The 16163-nt window shown below is 65.7% G+C and carries 13 protein-coding genes; 7 read left to right on the plus strand and 6 right to left on the minus strand.

The annotated features are described in order from the left end of the window. Positions 1-50 precede the first annotated feature (50 nt). Both F3J20_RS24430 and F3J20_RS24435 read right to left on the minus strand, forming a co-directional pair. Positions 51-1238, minus strand: a complete 1188-nt coding sequence (locus F3J20_RS24430) for an FAD-dependent monooxygenase (RefSeq protein WP_167284775.1) — start codon at positions 1236-1238, stop codon at positions 51-53. Between the two features lie 202 nt (positions 1239-1440). Further along, a complete protein-coding gene (locus F3J20_RS24435) occupies positions 1441-2019 on the minus strand; it encodes a UbiX family flavin prenyltransferase (RefSeq protein ID WP_167040387.1) in 579 nt (192 codons plus the stop codon). 335 nt (positions 2020-2354) lie between these two features. Here F3J20_RS24435 and F3J20_RS24440 point away from each other — a divergent pair, with 335 nt between their 5' ends. The 3 genes from F3J20_RS24440 (at position 2355) to F3J20_RS24450 (ending at position 6398) form a co-directional block, all read left to right on the plus strand. Beyond that, entirely contained in the window at positions 2355-3446 is a 1092-nt protein-coding gene (locus F3J20_RS24440; protein WP_167040383.1) for a porin, read from the plus strand. A gap of 205 nt (positions 3447-3651) precedes the next feature. Continuing rightward, positions 3652-5040, plus strand: coding sequence for an MFS transporter (locus F3J20_RS24445; RefSeq protein WP_167040381.1), 1389 nt, complete (start codon positions 3652-3654; stop codon positions 5038-5040). Continuing rightward, positions 5037-6398: an MFS transporter gene (locus F3J20_RS24450; RefSeq protein ID WP_167284776.1), complete on the plus strand. Its 1362-nt coding sequence runs from the start codon at positions 5037-5039 to the stop codon at positions 6396-6398. The genes F3J20_RS24445 and F3J20_RS24450 overlap by 4 nt, the downstream gene beginning before the upstream one ends. Positions 6399-6493: 95 nt before the next feature. Here the strand turns inward: F3J20_RS24450 and F3J20_RS24455 are convergent, their stop codons facing one another. Both F3J20_RS24455 and F3J20_RS24460 read right to left on the minus strand, forming a co-directional pair. Next, a complete protein-coding gene (locus F3J20_RS24455; protein ID WP_167040377.1) occupies positions 6494-7390 on the minus strand; it encodes an SDR family oxidoreductase in 897 nt (298 codons plus the stop codon). 60 nt (positions 7391-7450) lie between these two features. Continuing rightward, a complete protein-coding gene (locus F3J20_RS24460) occupies positions 7451-8194 on the minus strand; it encodes an SDR family oxidoreductase (RefSeq protein ID WP_205192724.1) in 744 nt (247 codons plus the stop codon). Positions 8195-8311: 117 nt separating this feature from the next. Between F3J20_RS24460 and F3J20_RS24465 the strand changes: the two genes are divergently transcribed. Then, entirely contained in the window at positions 8312-9241 is a 930-nt protein-coding gene (locus F3J20_RS24465) for a LysR family transcriptional regulator (RefSeq protein WP_167040373.1), read from the plus strand. Positions 9242-9349: 108 nt separating this feature from the next. Here F3J20_RS24465 and F3J20_RS24470 read toward each other — a convergent pair whose 3' ends face one another. Continuing rightward, entirely contained in the window at positions 9350-10282 is a 933-nt protein-coding gene (locus tag F3J20_RS24470; RefSeq protein WP_167284778.1) for a hypothetical protein, read from the minus strand. 364 nt (positions 10283-10646) lie between these two features. Here F3J20_RS24470 and F3J20_RS24475 point away from each other — a divergent pair, with 364 nt between their 5' ends. Together F3J20_RS24475 and F3J20_RS24480 are read left to right on the plus strand one after the other, a co-directional pair. Continuing rightward, the gene (locus F3J20_RS24475; protein ID WP_167284779.1) at positions 10647-11909 is read left to right on the plus strand and encodes an MFS transporter; all 1263 of its coding nucleotides are present in this window, start codon (positions 10647-10649) and stop codon (positions 11907-11909) included. Between the two features lie 142 nt (positions 11910-12051). Then, the gene (locus F3J20_RS24480) at positions 12052-13158 is read left to right on the plus strand and encodes an asparaginase (RefSeq protein WP_167284780.1); all 1107 of its coding nucleotides are present in this window, start codon (positions 12052-12054) and stop codon (positions 13156-13158) included. Between the two features lie 39 nt (positions 13159-13197). On the opposite strand, the gene F3J20_RS24485 is transcribed toward F3J20_RS24480, so the two are convergent. After that, entirely contained in the window at positions 13198-14187 is a 990-nt protein-coding gene (locus F3J20_RS24485) for a chemotaxis protein (protein WP_167040365.1), read from the minus strand. A gap of 212 nt (positions 14188-14399) precedes the next feature. Between F3J20_RS24485 and F3J20_RS24490 the strand changes: the two genes are divergently transcribed. Further along, positions 14400-16148, plus strand: a complete 1749-nt coding sequence (locus F3J20_RS24490) for a tetratricopeptide repeat-containing glycosyltransferase family protein (RefSeq protein ID WP_167284781.1) — start codon at positions 14400-14402, stop codon at positions 16146-16148. The last annotated feature ends 15 nt before the right edge of the window (positions 16149-16163 follow it).

Raw genomic sequence — 16163 nt, forward strand, 5'->3', positions numbered from 1 at the left:
TTGTTGGGCGGGGTCGTACGGGGCCGCGTCGGAGGCGGCGCCCGTGCGGATCAAACTTCGAGCGTGTCGACGTTGTATTCGAACAGCCAGTTGTAGCGCTCCTTCACGCGCTCCTCGCTCCATTCGCGGTCCACATACGCGGCCGCGCCTTCCGCGTGCGCGAGCTGCGGATTGTGAAAGCGCGTCGCATTGGCCGCCGACCCGCGCACGACTTTCGCGGTGCGTTCGAGCCGCAGCGCCTCGTAGCGTTGCAGCGCCGCGGGCACGTCGCGCGCATGGCGTTCGAGGCAGCGCGCGAGCAGATAACCGTCCTCGATCGCCATGCAGGCGCCCTGCGCGAGAAACGGCAGCGTAGGGTGGCAGGCATCGCCGAGCAGCGTCGCGTGGCCGAGGCTCCAGCGCGGCATCGGCTCGCGCACCATCAGTGCCCACTTGTACGGAATGTCGATCGCGGAGATCAGCGTGCGCACGTCGTCGTGCCAGCCCGCGAAGTCGCCGAGACATTCTTCGAGCGTGCCGCGCTCCGACCACGATTCGACCTGCCAGCCCGACTTCTCGACGGCGCCGACGAAATTGATCAGGTTGTTGCCGCGCAGCGGATAGTGGATGACGTGCGCGCCCGGGCCGACCCAGTTCGCGCCGTACGGCTCGCGCAGATGCTCGGGCAGCTTGCTCGCGTCGATCACGCCGCGCCATGCCATCACGCCGGAGAAGACCGGTTCGTCGGGACCGAACAGCGCGCGCCGCACGCGCGAATGCACGCCGTCCGCGCCGACCAGCAGATCGCCTTCGCAGGTTTCGCCGCCGACGGCCTGCACGCGCACCTTGCCGTCCTGTTGCGAGAAGCTTTCCACCTTGTGATTGAGGCGGATCGCGTCGGGCTTGAGCGCGCGGACCACATCGGCGAGCTTCTGGTGCAGGTCGGCGCGATGCAGCGTGAAGTACGGATAGCCGTAGAGTGCCCGCGATTGCGTACCGAGATCGAACAGACGCCAGCTCTGGCCGGTGTTCCACAGACGCACGCGCTTGCCGAGCGGTTCGCACGCGAGCCCGTCGAGCGCATCGCCCACGCCGAGCTGATACAGCACGCGCGTGGCATTCGGACTCAGCTGCACGCCGGCGCCGATCTCCTTGAGTTCCTGGGCCTGCTCGAACACCGTGACGTCGAAACCCTTTTTCAATAACGCGGCGGCGGCCGTCAATCCGCCGATACCGGCGCCTGCAATAACTATCTTCATTCGACGATTCGACCTTTTCGTAATGGGCGATTCTTATCGAAATTGCCTATCAGGCAATCGATAATATTTGTCAGTGGTAAATCCGCTGGAATCGGGAATTACTTTAATCCAGCGAATCGCACGAAAGAAGCAAATTAATCCGAATGAATCATCACTGAATTTTGATAATTCGCGCACGGCCGGCGATAAGCCGGCCGCGCGCTTACATGCCCCAGCGATGCACCGTCGCGCTGTCGAGCCCGAACAGGTCGAGCACGCGGCCGAGCGTGTGGTCGACCATGTCGGTCAGCGACTCGGGGTTCGCGTAGAACGCGGGCACGGGCGGATAGACGATCGCGCCCGCTTCCGTGACGGCCGTCATGCTGCGCAGATGGCCCAGATGCAGCGGCGTTTCGCGCACCATCAGCACGAGACGGCGGCGCTCCTTCAGCGTGACGTCGGCGGCGCGCGCGAGCAGGCCGCTCGTCATGCCGGTGCTGATTTCCGCGAGGGTCTTGATGGAGCAGGGCGCGACGATCATGCCCAGCACCGGAAACGAGCCGCTCGAAATCGACGCGCCGATGTCGGTGTTCGAGTGGCAAACGCTTGCCATCGCGCGGATGTCGGCGACGTTGTAGTCCGATTCGTGGGCCAGCGTGACCTGCGCCGAGCGGCTCATCACGAGGTGGGTTTCGATCTCGAGCTTGCGCAGAAGCTGCAGCAGCCGCACGCCGTAGATGACGCCCGAGGCGCCGCTGATTCCGACCACCATGCGCCGCGGCGGCATGCCTTTCCCATTCATAGGAGTCTCCCGAACGCCAATCCATAATCTCGACGCGGCGGATGTTAGCACCGGGTTTCATCTAATAGAAGCGCGCGCATTGATTAATCGCGCTCTCCTGGTGTTTTTACCGATCGTTAAAGACTTTATTCGTTTTGTTCGATGGATTGATAAAGAATTCACGATTCAAAAGCCTGAATCCATTGGCTACACTCTCGGCAACCTCTGGCGTAAAGGTAACTCAAGGCAGCTTAAAGAGACAGCCAGGCGCGCGGCGAACGGGCCCGCGCGCAGGCCAGGTGGGGATCGGTCCGCAAACAGGCGGTCGGCGATAAGAAAGACATTGGAGACATTTTTTGAAAACGACGAGCTTGTTGTTGGGTAGCTGTGCGTTCGTGCTGGGGTGCCCGGCGTTCGCGCAATCATCGGTGACGCTGTACGGCAGCGTCGATGTGGGTGTCGATTTCGTTTCGAATTCGCACGGGTCGCATCTGTATCAGCAGTCGGCGGGCAAGCGCACGCCGGACCGCTTCGGGTTCCTGATCAAGGAAGACATCGGCGGCGGCAACACGGTGTTTGCGCGGCTCGAATCGGGTTTTCTGACCAACACCGGCGCGCAGATCAATCCGACGAGCTTCTTCAACCGCGACGCGTACGTCGGCATCAGCAACGACCGCTTCGGCTCGCTGAGCCTCGGGCACATTCCCGACTACGTGTACCAGTACGTGGGCGCGCTGAACAACTCGGTGCCGGGCATCTCGTCGTTCTATACGGTCGGCAATCTGGACGGGCTCGCGAACACGCGGGCGCTCGACAATTCCGTCAGCTACGAGACGATCAATTACCGCGGCTTCCAAGCCGGCGTGATGAACAGCTTCGGCAATCAGCCGAATTTCAGCGACGGGCGTCAGTACAGCATCGGCGCGCACTACGAAAACGGCGCGGTGAAACTGGGCGCGGCGTATTCGATGTCGCACGACCGCACCGCCGATCTGAACGGTATCTTCGGCGTGACCTCGGTGCTCGGGCAGACGCTCAAGCCGGGCACGCTGTTCAACGCCGATCGTTACAGCACGATTGCGCTCGGCGGCTCCGTTGCGGTGGGCTACTTCGTGCCGCACCTTACTTTCACCGACGTGAAGCTCGAAAACTCGCAGGGCTCGATCTCGGAGCGCAACTACCAGGCCGGCGTCAACATCGACCTGAGCGGCGGCAAGCGCTTCTACATCCTCGGCATTTCGTATAACCGCTCGATGTTCGACGGGCTCACGTACAACCAGTACAACCTGTTTCTCACGCACTACCTGTCCAAGCGCACGCAGATTTACGCGGGCGTCGGCGTGCAGCGCGCGTCGGGCCCGAATGCCCACGCGCAGCAGTTCGGTTACCAGACGTCGAGTTCGAGTGCGCAGACGGTTGGGCGCATCGGTATCAATCAGATGTTTTGACGCGTCGCGCGCGCCGGCCATCTGGCGGGCAGGCCGCGCGGTGCAACGTTCTTCAGCTATTTCGATGGGATCATCGGGATTTTTTGATTCTGCCGCCCGCTCGCGGGCCGTATATTGAGGCTCCCGGCGATGGCGTCGACGGGAAGTAAGAACAGAGGGGCGGCGCGCGGCAGCGCCGCCGTCTGACCGGCATTTTGGAACGCACATGCAAGCAGACCGTACATTTAACATCTCGACACTCATCGAAGAGCAGAAGACAGGACGTTTCGCCATCGGCTTGCTGTTCTGGTGCTTCCTCATCATGCTGATGGACGGCTACGATCAGACCGCGGTCTCGTTCGCCGCGCCGGCCATCGTCAAGGAGTGGCATGTCGCGCGCGGCGGCTTCGGGGCGGTCTTCGGCGCGGGGCTGTTCGGCACGCTGATCGGCTCGTTCATCTTCGGCTATTTCGGCGACCGCTTCGGCCGCAAGCGCGCCATCGTGTCGGGCAGCCTGTTCTTCGGCGCGCTGACGCTCCTGTCCGTCTGGGCGACTTCGTTGCAGGACCTGATGCTGCTGCGTTTCATTGCCGGGCTCGGCATGGGCGGGGTGGTGCCGAATTCGGTCGCGCTGGTCGCCGAATACGCGCCCAAAAGATTGCGCGCCACCTGGGTGACCTTGATGTTCTCCGGTTTTTCGATCGGCGCGGGGTCGGGCGGCATCGTTTCGTCCGCGCTGATTCATCGCTATGGCTGGCCCGTGATGTTCGTGGTGGGCGGTATCGGCTCGCTCGCGGTCGCGCTGCTGCTGGCGGTGATGTTGCCGGAGTCGGCCAAGCTGCTGGTGGTGCGCCGGCGCAGCATCGAAACGGTGCGCCAGCTCGTTGCGCGCCTGCGTCCCGAGCTTGCGCTGCCGGCCGACGCGCTGTTCGTGCCCGGCGAAGTGCAGGAAAAGAAGCGCTTCGTGCTCAAGCTGATTTTCTCCGACGGCCTGCGTGCGATCACGCCGCTCCTGTGGATCGTCTTCATCGTCAATTCGATGGCGCTGTATTTTCTGCAGAACTGGCTGCCGATCCTGATGGAAGGCGTCGGCATCAATCCGCAGAGCGCCGGTCTCATCACGACGATGTTCTCGGTGGGCGGCGTGCTCGGCGGCTTGATCCTGTGCCGTTTCGTCGACCGTCACGGTGTGCTCGCGATCATCTCCCTGCCGGCGATCGGCTGTCCTGTCGTCGCCTTCCTCGGCCATGGCATGTCCGAGGCGTGGCTGATGTTCGCCGTGTTTGCGACCGGCTTCTGCGTGGTCGGCGCGCAATATGGCCTGTATGCGGTGGCCGGCATGATCTACCCGACGTCGTTCCGCTCGGCGGGCGTCGGCAGTGCGATTTCGGTCGGCAAGATCGGCTCGGTATCGGGGCCCGTAATCGGCGGAATTCTGCTGTCGATGCATCTGCCGATTGCGCGGATGTTCTACGCCGCGTCCGGGCTGTTCCTCGTCGCGGCGATTTTCTCGGCCGTGCTCGCGGTGCTGTATCGCGCGCGATTCGGCGACGAGCACAAGCAAGAGGACGCGCGCGTCAAGGAGATGCGTTCGGCACTCGGCGATTCGCGATGAACGGCCTCTCACGAACGGTCCCGCAGACCGGGCGCGCTATCGACGTTTCGGCCCTCATCGAGCAGCAAAGATTGCGCGGCTTTGCGCTGCGCCTGATCGCATGGTGTTTTCTGATCGTGCTGATCGACGGCTACGATCAGGTTGCCGCAGCGTATGCGGCGCCGACGCTGATTCACGCGTGGCACGTCAAGCCCGCGGAATTCGGCCATGTCTTCGGCTACGGTCTCGCCGGCGTGCTGGTGGGCTCGTTACTGCTCGGCTTCATGGGCGATCGCATAGGACGACGTTTGACGATCATCTACGGCGCGCTGTGGTTTGGCATCCTGACCTTTGCGTGCAGCTTCGCGACCTCGCTCGATCAATTGACCGTACTGCGCTTTCTGGCCGGCATCGGCATGGGCGGCGTGGTGCCGAATACCGTTGCGCTGGTTTCCGAATACGCGCCCAAGGCGCGCCGCGCGACATGGATCACGCTGATGTTTTCAGGCTTCTCGATTGGCGCCGGCGGTGGCGGCGCGATCGCGTCTTGGCTGTTGCCGCGCTTCGGCTGGCCGGTTCTTTTCGAGCTTGGCGGAGTGGCGGCCGTCGCAGTGGCCGTCGTGTCGTTCGCCGTGTTGCCGGAGTCCATCCGCTTTCTGATTCTCAACGGACGCGCCCCACGGGAGATCGCCCGCATCGTGCGCCGTCTCGGTTCGGACGCCGCCGACCCTGGCCCGTACGCGCGCTACCTCGTCCACGACGAACAGCGTATCCGGGCGACGCCGCTTGCGCTGTTCGGCAACGGCCTCGTTTCCGTGACGCCTTTGCTGTGGGCGCTTTTCATTCTGAATTCGCTAGCGTTGCAGTTTTTGCAGAACTGGCTGCCGATCCTGTTCAGCATGAGCGCGCTGCCGGCGGCTCACGCGGCGAAGGCCGCGATGATGTTTCCGGTCGGCGGCACGGTTGGCGCGCTCGCGCTGAGCCGCTACGTGGACCGCTACGGCGTTGTCGTGATCCTGCTGCTCGCGCTGCTCGGTTTGCCGGTGTGCGTATCGCTGGGCATGCCGATGCCGGCTGTCTGGCTGTATGCCGCGTCGTTCGCGAGCGGTGTCTGCGTGATCGGCAGCCAGTTCGCGCTCTATGCGGTCGCGGGCATGCTTTATCCGACCTTGCTGCGCTCGGCCGGGGTCGGCTCGGCGATCGGCGTCGGCAAGCTGGGGTCGGTCATCGGGTCCGTGCTTGGCGGCGTGCTGCTGGCGATGAATCTGCCGGTTGCGAGCCTCTTCGCGAACGTGTCCGGCGTTTTCGTCTTCATCGCTTTGCTGGCGGTGTGGCTCGGCTGGAACCGGCGGCGCGTGATGGGCCGGTCGATTGCGTGACCGGAATGCCGTCCGCTTCGGTGCGGATCACCCAAAAAAACAAAGAGGCAACGGCGCATGCCGTTGCCTCTTTGCGAGCGGTCTAAAACACAGGCTCAATACACCCGCGGCTTCAACAACTCCGCCATCCCGACTCGCTGCAGCATCTCCGCCCTGAGGCGATCGAGCACGGCAAAGCCGACGTCCGCGCCGTCCTGCGCCGGGTCCACGTGCACGCGGAACGGCCGCTGTCCCGCCGGCGCATCGACCACGTCGACGAGCGCCTGCGCCACGAGTCCGACATCGGCATCGGCCGGCACGATCGCGGCGAAGGCCTGCTGGATGCGCTCGCCGAGCCCGGCGTTCGGTCCGCTTTCGTACGCTTCGAGCACGCTTTCATCGGCGGGACGGCCCGCATGCGCGAAGTGGTTGGTGCCGGAAGTAAAGGCGCCCGGCACGATGATCGACGTCTCGATGCCCCAGCCCGACAGTTCGCGCGCATATTGAACCGCGATCGAATCCATCGCCGCCTTCGCCGCGAAATACGGTGCGAGATAGGGCGGCGTGCCGCCCGCCGAGCTGCTGCTCGACACCCAGGCGACGAGACCACGCTTCTGCTTGCGCATCTGCGGCAGCACCGCGCGATTCACACGCTGCGTGCCGAGCACGTTGACGTCGTAGAGCTGCGCGAATTGCTCCGGCGTGAACGCTTCGGCGGGACCGAAGGCCATATGGCCCGCGTTGTGGACGATGACGTCGATGCGGCCGTGTTCGGCGATGATCTGCGCAATGCCGGCGTCGACCGATTCCTGCGAGAGCACGTCGAGTTCGACGGTGCGCAGATCGACACCATGCTGTTGCGAGAATGCCGCCATCTGCGCGACGGTCGGCGCGTTGCGTCCCGTGGTGGCGCGCATCGACGCGTAGACGATATGGCCGGCCTTCGCGAGCGCTTCGGCGCTCAGGCGCCCAAAGCCGCTCGATGCACCGGTCACGACGATGATGTTTTTCATGTCGGGCTCCTTGCTTGCAATGAGTTCAGGGTGATGAGTCGAGGCGACGCGAAGGACGGCTTAGATGATGCCGCCGTTCACGCGCAGCGTCTGACCGTCGACCCAGCTGGCCGCGTCGCTGGCGAGGAACGCGACCACGGCCGAGATGTCGTCGGGCTGGCCGAGGCGTTCGAGCGGCGGCATCTTCGCGAGGCGCTCGATCTGCTCGGGCGTCTTGTCCTTGAGGAACAGCTCGGTGGCGGTCGGTCCGGGAGCGACCGCATTCACGGTGATGTTGCGGCCGCGCAGTTCCTTCGCGAAGATGTTCGTCATCGTTTCGACGGCCGACTTCGTGGCGGCGTAGACGGAATAGCCCGGCATCGCGAGTGCCGTCGCGCTGCTCGAGAAGTTGACGATGCGCCCGCCGCTGCGCAGTTTTTTCGCGGCCACGCGCAGCGTGTTGAACGTACCCTTGAGGTTGATCGCGATGAGGCGGTCGAACAGAGCGTCGTCGGTATCGACGAGCGGCACGAGACCCGGCTGCATGATGCCCGCGTTGTTCACGACGACGTCGACGCCGCCGAACAGCGTGACGGCCTGGTCGAACATCGCGGCGACCTGCGCGGGCACCGAGACGTCGGCCTGAATCGCGGTGGCGCGGCCGCCCGCGGCTTCGATCGATGCCACGACGTCCTGCGCGTCGGCCGCGCGGCCCGCGTAGTTGACGACGACGGCGAAGCCGTCCGCAGCGAGGCGCTTCGCGATCGAGGCGCCGATGCCGCGCGATGCTCCGGTAACGATGGCGACTTTGGCTTGGGTGGTCATGGTGAGGCTCCTTCTGACGGGGTGATTGATCTGTGATCGATGCGATGGGTGAATCATCGCGCCGTCCGGACCTCCACGGTAGCCGTATGACCAGTATATGGGTTATGCTTCCAGCGTATGAGCATATTCGACGACCTCAACCTGTTGCGCGCCTTCGTCGCCATCGTGGACAGCGGCAGCATCTCCGCTGCGGCGCGCAAGCTGCGCCTGAGCCAGCCCACCTTGAGCCGCCAGTTGCGCTCGCTCGAAGATCAATGCGGCGCCGTGCTGCTGCGTCGCGATACGCATCGCATGAGCCTCACCGAAGTCGGGCATCAGTTGCTGGCCGACGCGCGGGCCTTGCTGTCGCTGGCCGAGGAATCGGCGCAGCGGCTCAGCAACGACCAGACCGAGCTGAGCGGCAATATCCGGGTGTTTTCGACGATCGATTTCGGCCAGTCCGTCATCAGCCGGCTCATCAGCAGCTTTATTCAGGCACATCCGGCCGTGCGCATGGAGCTGGGGTATTCGAACCGGCCGCTGCACATGATCGAAGAGGGATGTGACGCCGGCATTCTCGCGGGCGCACTGATTGACGAGCGCGTCGTGGCGCGCTCGCTCGGCGAGATCAGGCGCTACCTCGTCGCGTCTCCGCCGTTTCTGAAAGACCACCCGATTCCCACCCGGCCCGAAGGGCTCGACGCGCTGCCGTGGATCGCGCTCGCCAGCGATCAGTTCGGCGGCGCGCGCGAGGTCACGCTGTATTCGCGGAATTCGACGCAGATTCTGCAGGTCGAGCCCGTGTTCATCACCGAGGGCGTGACGAGCATGCGCGAGGCGGTGCGCATGGGACTCGGCATCGCGGTGCTGCCGGAATGGCTCGTCGAGGAAGACCTGGTCTCGGGGCGCCTCGTGCGGGTGCTGCCGCAATGGCGCGCGAAGTCGCTGCCCGCGCAGATCATTTACCCCGTGCAGCGCAGAATGCCGCTGCGCGTGAAAGCGTTTATCGACTTCGCGACGGAGTACATGACGACCGTGCTGAGGCTGCGGCGCGACGGCAGCGATTAGGGCTTAGAGAGCTGCGTTGCACATGGCGGGCGCGTGGTGCCGCGCCCGCGTGTCCCGGCAAGCCGGGACGACGGCCCGGATACCGCGGGTCGTCCCGGCCGGTCGCGCTTAAAGATCCGCGTAATCGATTCCGGTCAGCGCGCCGAGGTGCGCGATCGTCGTGAAATGCGATTCGTGCTTCGTGTCGATGTTCAGCTCCCGCACGTTGCCGCCGAGATCGGTCACGAAGGCACGGCGCCCGCGCGGGTCGAGCGACACGCCGATGCCTTCCTGCAGATCGCGCGCGAGCACCTCGTGATCGGCGAGCCCCGCCGCGGTGATCTTCGCGCGATTCAGCGTATTGCCGTCGTGCGTGTCGTCGCCGCGATCGGTCCAGTAGAGCATGCTGTCGCGATGGTCGATATCGAGATCGATCGGTTCGGGCAACTGATCGAGCAGGCATTCGAGGTCGGGGCGCGCATCGGGCTGCGCGCCGGCCGGCAGATCGAGGCCGGCGCGGAAGATGCGGCCTTCGCCCGCATCGGGCGGCCCCTTCTGCGTCCAGTAGAGATGGCCGTTCGGCTTGTCGAGGGCGATGCCCACGCAATGGCGCGTCGCGTCGCCGGTATCGGCGGGGAAGTTGCCGGTGCGCACGAGTTCGGTGACTTCGCTGCCGTCCGTGCGCGCGCGCATCACGCGCATGCCTTCGCGATCGCACCAGTACAGAAAGCCGCCTTCCTTGTCGAGCACGAGTTCCTTCGGCGTGCCCGCGACGCCGGCGGGCACCAGCACGCGATGTTCGCTGCCGTCGAGCTTCGCGCTTTCGATCGTGCCGTCGTTCGGCGGCACCGCGCCGGGCACCGGATCGCCGTCGATCAGATGGATGCCGCTGCCCATGTTGGTCCAATAGACGATCTGGTTCTCGACGTCGACCTTGATGCCGTCGGGCGTGCGCGTCAGATTCGCGACGACCACTTCGTGCGAACCGTCGGGCCACAGGGCGATGATCGCCGGTGGACGTGCCTGCAGGACATACAGCGAACCGCCATTCTCGGTAGCCACAGTCGATACCCTCCATCCAGATGATTGAAACTTCGTCGTCTTGCCGGAGCAAGTCCGCTTACTGCGAGGCGGCTATTGCACAAGCCGCATCCCGCAGCGTACCCGAGATTGAATGAGGACTTCGTGAATCCGCGCAGCCTCGTTGCGCGCGCCCGTTTTCGGCCGTGCCATAATCGGCGCACCTGAGTTCCGCGCGCGGCGCCGGCGGGGCAGGAAGCGGAGCGGAACGCCAGTCCGGCGGGCCCCGCCCGATCCCGCTTCCGGCACGTCATGCCGTCTTGCTCTAAACTAGCGCCGCCCCATTCAGGCCACCGCGAGCCATCGCGAGCTACCTACCGCGCATCACGTAACGAACCAGTCACCGATGTCACCCGCCCCCGTCGATCCCGCCGATTCCCCGTCTTTCAGCCTGCCGAAACACCCGCCTTTCCAGCGTTTCTGGTGCACCCGCATCCTGTCCTCGCTGTCGTTCCAGATGCTCGCCGTCGCGATGGGCTGGCACGTCTATGCGCTGACCCATAGCGCATTCGCGCTCGGCCTCGTCGGCCTCGCGCAATTCCTGCCGATGTTCCTGCTGACGCTCGTCGTCGGCCACGTCGCCGATCGCTACGATCGCCGCCGCATCGCCGCCGTCTGCCAGAGCCTCGAAGGCGTCGCCGCCTTACTGTTCGCGCTCGGCACGTTCGGCGGCTGGATCAGCGCGCCGGTCATCTACGTGCTGGCCGCCTGCGCGGGAGCGGCGCGCGCGTTCGAATCGCCGGCGGTGTCGTCGCTGCTGCCGGCCGTGGTGCCGCGCGGCCAGTTGCCGAAGGCCACCGCGTGGTCCACCTCCGCGAATCAGACCGCGCAGATCGCCGGCCCCGCGCTCGGCGGCCTGCTGTACGGCGTCGGACCGGGTGCGGCCTATCTTGCCTGCACGCTGTCGTTCGCGGCCGCCGCCGTCGCGGTGTGGACCATTCCGCTGCAGCTCAAGCCGGCGAGCCGCGCGCCCGTCACGCTGGAATCGATCTTCTCGGGCATCGCGTTCATTCGCAAGGAGCCCGTGATTCTCGGCGCGCTCTCGCTCGATCTGTTCGCAGTGCTGTTCGGCGGCGCGACCGCGCTTTTGCCGATCTTCGCGCGCGACGTGCTGCACGCGGGGCCGATCGGCCTCGGCCTGCTGCGCTCGGGCACCGCGATCGGCGCGCTCGCGGGCACGATCTGGCTCGCGCATTTCCCGCTGCGCGAGCGGCCCGGCGCGGCGATGTTCGGCGGCGTGATCGCGTTCGGCATCGCGACGATCATGTTCGGGCTCTCGCATCAGTTCATCGTGTCGCTGATCGCGCTGATGATACTCGGCGCATCGGACACGATCAGCGTCGTCGTGCGGCTTTCGCTCGTGCAGTTGCGCACGCCCGATGAAATGCTCGGCCGCGTCAACGCGGTCAATTCGCTGTTCATCGGGACCTCGAATCAATTGGGCGAATTCGAATCGGGCCTGACCGCGGGCTGGTGGGGCGCGCAACCGGCCGTGCTGGTCGGCGGCGTCGCGACGATCGCGATCGCGTTGCTGTGGATGCGGCTTTTTCCGGAACTGCGGCGCACGCGGAAGCTGGAGCGCGAAGAGGAACTGGCGGCGAGCGCCTGAGTGTTGCGGCGTGCGCCGCGTGCTGTTGAGTATTGCTGCCCGGGCGTCGGGCTTGCGCCGCGTGTCGAGCGAAACATCGATAAAACCGCGAGTTCATCCATCGTGCCGACGCACCGGGTGAGCCAACAGGAGGAGACCACGCATGAGCCTGTCCGAGGGGCATCCCGTTGCACATGCTGCGCCGGTCGCGGCGACGATCTATCGCGGCGCGTCGGTCGAGAACACGCATCTCGCGCATGTCGCCGTCGTCGATGCGAGCGGCCGCCTGCTGTACTCGTTCGGCGATCCCGCGCGTATGACGCTCGCGCGCTCGGCGGCGAAACCGGCACAGGCGCTCGCGGTCGTCGAGACCGGCGCGCTCGAGCACTGCGGTTTCGATGACGCCGATCTCGCGCTGATGTGCGCATCGCACAGCAGCGAGCCGCGCCATATCGACCGCGCGCGCAGCATGCTCGCGAAGGCGCGCGCGAGCGAGGCGGACCTGCGCTGCGGCGGTCATCCGCCGCTGTCGGAAGCGGTGTACGCCGACTGGCTGCGGCGCGGCTTCACGCCCAGCGGCGTGTGCAGCAACTGCTCCGGCAAGCACGCGGGCATGCTGGCCGGCGCGCGTTCGATCGGTGCGGCGCTCGCGGGGTACGAACTACCCGGGCATCCGTTGCAGGTGCGCGTGAAGCAGACGGTCGCGAGCGTCTGCGATCTGCCCGACGACGGCGTGCAATGGGCGATCGACGGCTGCAATCTGCCGACGCCGGCCTTTCCGCTCGACCGGCTCGCGCGTCTGTTTGCGAAGCTCGCCGCGGCCGAAGACGAAGTCGCCTCAGGGGCAACCTCGGGGGCAACTGACGTGACGCCGCGCACGGTCGCGCTCGCGCGCATTTATCGCGCGATGACGTCATACCCGGAACTGGTGGGCGGCGAGGGCCGTTTCTGCACGCTGCTGATGCAGGCCTTCGGCGGCGCGCTGGTCGGCAAGCTCGGCGCCGACGGCAGCTATGCGATCGGCGTGCGCGCGTCGCCGCAGACCGCGCGCCTCGGCGCGAACGGCGCGCTCGGTATCGCCGTGAAAATCGAGGACGGCAACGTCGCCGCGCTCTATGCGGTGAGCGCCGAACTCCTCGCGCTGCTCGATCTCGGGACGGCGGAGCAGCGCGCGAAGCTCGACGGTTTTCATGCGCCGAAGCGGCTCAATACGATGGGTGTCGAGATCGGCCGCATGGTGTTGTCGGTCGGGCTGACCGCGCACCGGTAAGTGCACCAGGGCACGCGGCGGTGCGCGCGGCGGAGGTGGTCAAGCCGCCGCTTTCGCGGCCGCGCCGCCCAGCGCATGACGGATCGCATCGGCCAGTTCGGCCGCCGCGAATTTCGCGACATAACCGTTGGCGCCCGCGTTCTTCACGTGCGCTTCATTGGCCGCGCCCGTCAGCGAGGAGTGGATGATGACCGGAATATCGCGCGTGCGCTCGTCGGCCTTGATCTGTCGCGTGAGCATGAAGCCGTCCATTTCCGGCATCTCCAGATCGGTCAGCACGAGCGCGATGCTGTCCTTCGCGCGCGTGCCGTTCTGTTGCGCCTCGCGCGCGACCTGCTGCAACGCGGCCCACGCTTCCTCGCCGGTCTTCGTCATGATGTAGTCCGCGCCGATCGCGCTGAGCGCCTGCTCGATCAGCTTGCGCGCGAAGCCGGAGTCGTCGGCGGCGAGAATCTTCGCGCCGCGGCGAATGCCGAGCACTTCGCCGACCGATTTCGGATCGACGCTCGGGTGTTGCGACGGAAACACGTCGCGCAACACCTGCTCGACGTCGATCACCTGGGCGAGCCGCGAATCGCCGGTATTGCCGTCGATGCGCGCGATGCTCGTGACGAGCTTGCCGCTCGCCGCGCCGTCGGCGGACAGCACCTGGTTCCATTCGAGCCGCACGATGTCGTCGACTTCCTCGACCGCGAACGCCTGGGTCGAGCGCGCGAACTCGGTCACGAGCAGGATGTTCAGGCCGCGCGTCGGTTCGCAGCCCATCAGGCGCGGCAGGTCGATCACCGGAATGATCTGCCCGCGAATGTCGACCGCGCCCATCACGAACGGCGAGGCGCCCGCGATCGGCGTGACGGGCGGCATCGTCGAGATTTCGCGCACCTTGAAGACGTTGATGCCATATAGCTCGTGCGCGTCGCTGCCCGGCACGCAGCCGAGGCGGTACAGCAGCAGTTCGAACTTGTTCGAACTCGTCAGGTTGCTGCGTTCGGTGTTGCGCTCGTGGTTGGCACGGTGTTCGTCTGCCATCGGATTCTCTCCAGGGTTGCGGTGCGAGTCGTGCGCCATGTTGTCGTCGGGGTGCCCTGGCGCCTGGCTTGTCTACGGGTTATCGGCGGCGCTTGCGGAAAATTCAGCGATAATCGGGCGCTTCTCGCGGTCTTGCCGTGCGCCGCGTCCAGCAAGACGCTTGCGTCGCGATACCGCTTCACGATATTGCGAACTTTCGATTCCCGTCCCGCATGAGCAAGCCCGCCAGTCTGCCGCAACAGTTGGATCACATGCTTCGGCAAGCCGTCGCGCTTCAGCACAATGGCGCGCTCGTCGAAGCGGAAGAGCTGTATCGCGAGATTCTCGAACTCAAGCCCAAACATGGCGACGTGTTGCGCTGGCTCGGCGAGCTTGCATTGCAGACGGGGCGCGTGCAGGAAGGTACCGATCTGCTCAACAAGGCGTTGGCCGTCAACCCGAAGCAGGCAGCCGTGCATTCGAATCTCGCCTACGCGCTGAATGTCTTGCAGCGTCACGGCGAAGCGCTCGCGAGCGCCGAACGCGCGCTCGCCTTGCAGCCGAAGTTCGCCGATGCGCTGAATCATCGCGGCAATGCGCTCGCCGCACTGAGCCGGCCGCTCGATGCACTGGCGAGCTTCGAGCGCGCGCTTGCGCTCGCGCCGGATTTCGCGGTGGCCTGGAACAATCGCGCGTGCGTGCTGCGCGATCTCGGCCGCGCGGCCGACGCGCTCGACAGCTGCGAACGCGCGCTTGCGTTGCAGCCGGCTTACCCCGACGCGTGGAGCAATCGCGGCAATGCGCTCGGCGATCTGAACCGGCCTCTCGAAGCGGAGCGCAGTTATCGGCGTGCGCTGGACCTGGCGCCGGGTTTCGTCGATGCATGGAACAACCTCGGTCTCGCGCAGATCGATCTGAACCGTCACGAAGACGCGCTGGCAAGTTATGAGCGCGCGCTCGCGCTGAATCCCGCCGCGGCGGAAACGCACTGGAATCAGGCGCTGTGTCTGTTGCAGATGGGGCGCTTCGAGGCGGGCTGGCGGGCCTACGAATGGCGCTGGGAGCGCCGCCGCATCCAGGCCGGCAAGCGCGAGTTCGCGCAGCCTTCATGGCTCGGCGATTTTCCGCTCGACGGCAAGACGATTCTGCTGCACGCGGAGCAGGGTCTCGGCGATACGCTGCAGTTCTGCCGCTATGCGTCGAGCGTCGCGCGGCTCGGCGCGAAGGTCGTGCTCGAAGTGCCGGCGCCGCTGCGGCGGCTTCTGTCGACGCTCGACGGTGTCGACCAGTTGATCGAAGCGGGGCAGCCGTTGCCGCCGTTCGATTGTCATTGTCCGCTGCTGAGCCTGCCGCTTGCGCTGCGCACCGACGAGACGAGCATTCCATCGGCCACACCTTATCTGTTCGCCGATGCCGCGGCGGTGAGCGCATGGCGCGAACGCATCGATGCCGGTGCCGATGCGGCGGAGCAACCAGAGACGCAACTGAAGCACCTGAAGGTCGGCCTCGTCTGGGCTGGCGAAAACCGCGCGCACGTCGCCGAACTGCGCAAGATCGACGCGCGCCGTTCGCTCGCGTTCGAGCGTTTCGCGCCGCTTCTCGATGTGCCGAACGTGCGCTTCTTCAGCGTGCAGAAGGGCGTGGCCGCCCAGCAACTCGCAGAGAGCGCGCTTCGCGACCGTGTCGCCGATTACACGGGCCTGCTGCACGATTTCGCCGACACGGCCGCGCTCGTCGCCAATCTCGATCTCGTGATCTCGGTCGACACGTCCACCGCGCATCTGGCCGGCGCGCTCGGCCGGCCCGTGTGGATTCTGAACCGCTTCGACACCTGCTGGCGCTGGCTGCTCGAACGCAGCGACACGCCGTGGTATCCGCACGCGCGCCTCTTCAGGCAGCCGGCGCTCGGCGACTGGGACAGCGTGATCGACGCGGTGCGCGAGGCGCTGGCCGGGATAAGCGGAGCGGGGCGCGGCGCGTAGTCGCAGCGTATGCCC

Origin of the sequence: Paraburkholderia sp. Cy-641 (genome assembly GCF_011752945.1) — a bacterium.
Taxonomy (GTDB): domain Bacteria; phylum Pseudomonadota; class Gammaproteobacteria; order Burkholderiales; family Burkholderiaceae; genus Paraburkholderia.

Bases quoted from the DNA above. Each gene is read 5' to 3' on its own strand.
- F3J20_RS24430 (WP_167284775.1), bottom strand. From the start codon at position 1,238: ATGAAGATAGTTATTGCAGGCGCCGGTATCGGCGGATTGACGGCCGCC.
- F3J20_RS24435 (WP_167040387.1), bottom strand. From the start codon at position 2,019: ATGAATGGGAAAGGCATGCCGCCGCGGCGCATGGTGGTCGGAATCAGC.
- F3J20_RS24445 (WP_167040381.1), top strand. From the start codon at position 3,652: ATGCAAGCAGACCGTACATTTAACATCTCGACACTCATCGAAGAGCAG.
- F3J20_RS24450 (WP_167284776.1), top strand. From the start codon at position 5,037: ATGAACGGCCTCTCACGAACGGTCCCGCAGACCGGGCGCGCTATCGAC.
- F3J20_RS24455 (WP_167040377.1), bottom strand. From the start codon at position 7,390: ATGAAAAACATCATCGTCGTGACCGGTGCATCGAGCGGCTTTGGGCGC.
- F3J20_RS24460 (WP_205192724.1), bottom strand. From the start codon at position 8,194: ATGACCACCCAAGCCAAAGTCGCCATCGTTACCGGAGCATCGCGCGGC.
- F3J20_RS24465 (WP_167040373.1), top strand. From the start codon at position 8,312: ATGAGCATATTCGACGACCTCAACCTGTTGCGCGCCTTCGTCGCCATC.
- F3J20_RS24475 (WP_167284779.1), top strand. From the start codon at position 10,647: ATGTCACCCGCCCCCGTCGATCCCGCCGATTCCCCGTCTTTCAGCCTG.
- F3J20_RS24480 (WP_167284780.1), top strand. From the start codon at position 12,052: ATGAGCCTGTCCGAGGGGCATCCCGTTGCACATGCTGCGCCGGTCGCG.
- F3J20_RS24485 (WP_167040365.1), bottom strand. From the start codon at position 14,187: ATGGCAGACGAACACCGTGCCAACCACGAGCGCAACACCGAACGCAGC.
- F3J20_RS24490 (WP_167284781.1), top strand. From the start codon at position 14,400: ATGAGCAAGCCCGCCAGTCTGCCGCAACAGTTGGATCACATGCTTCGG.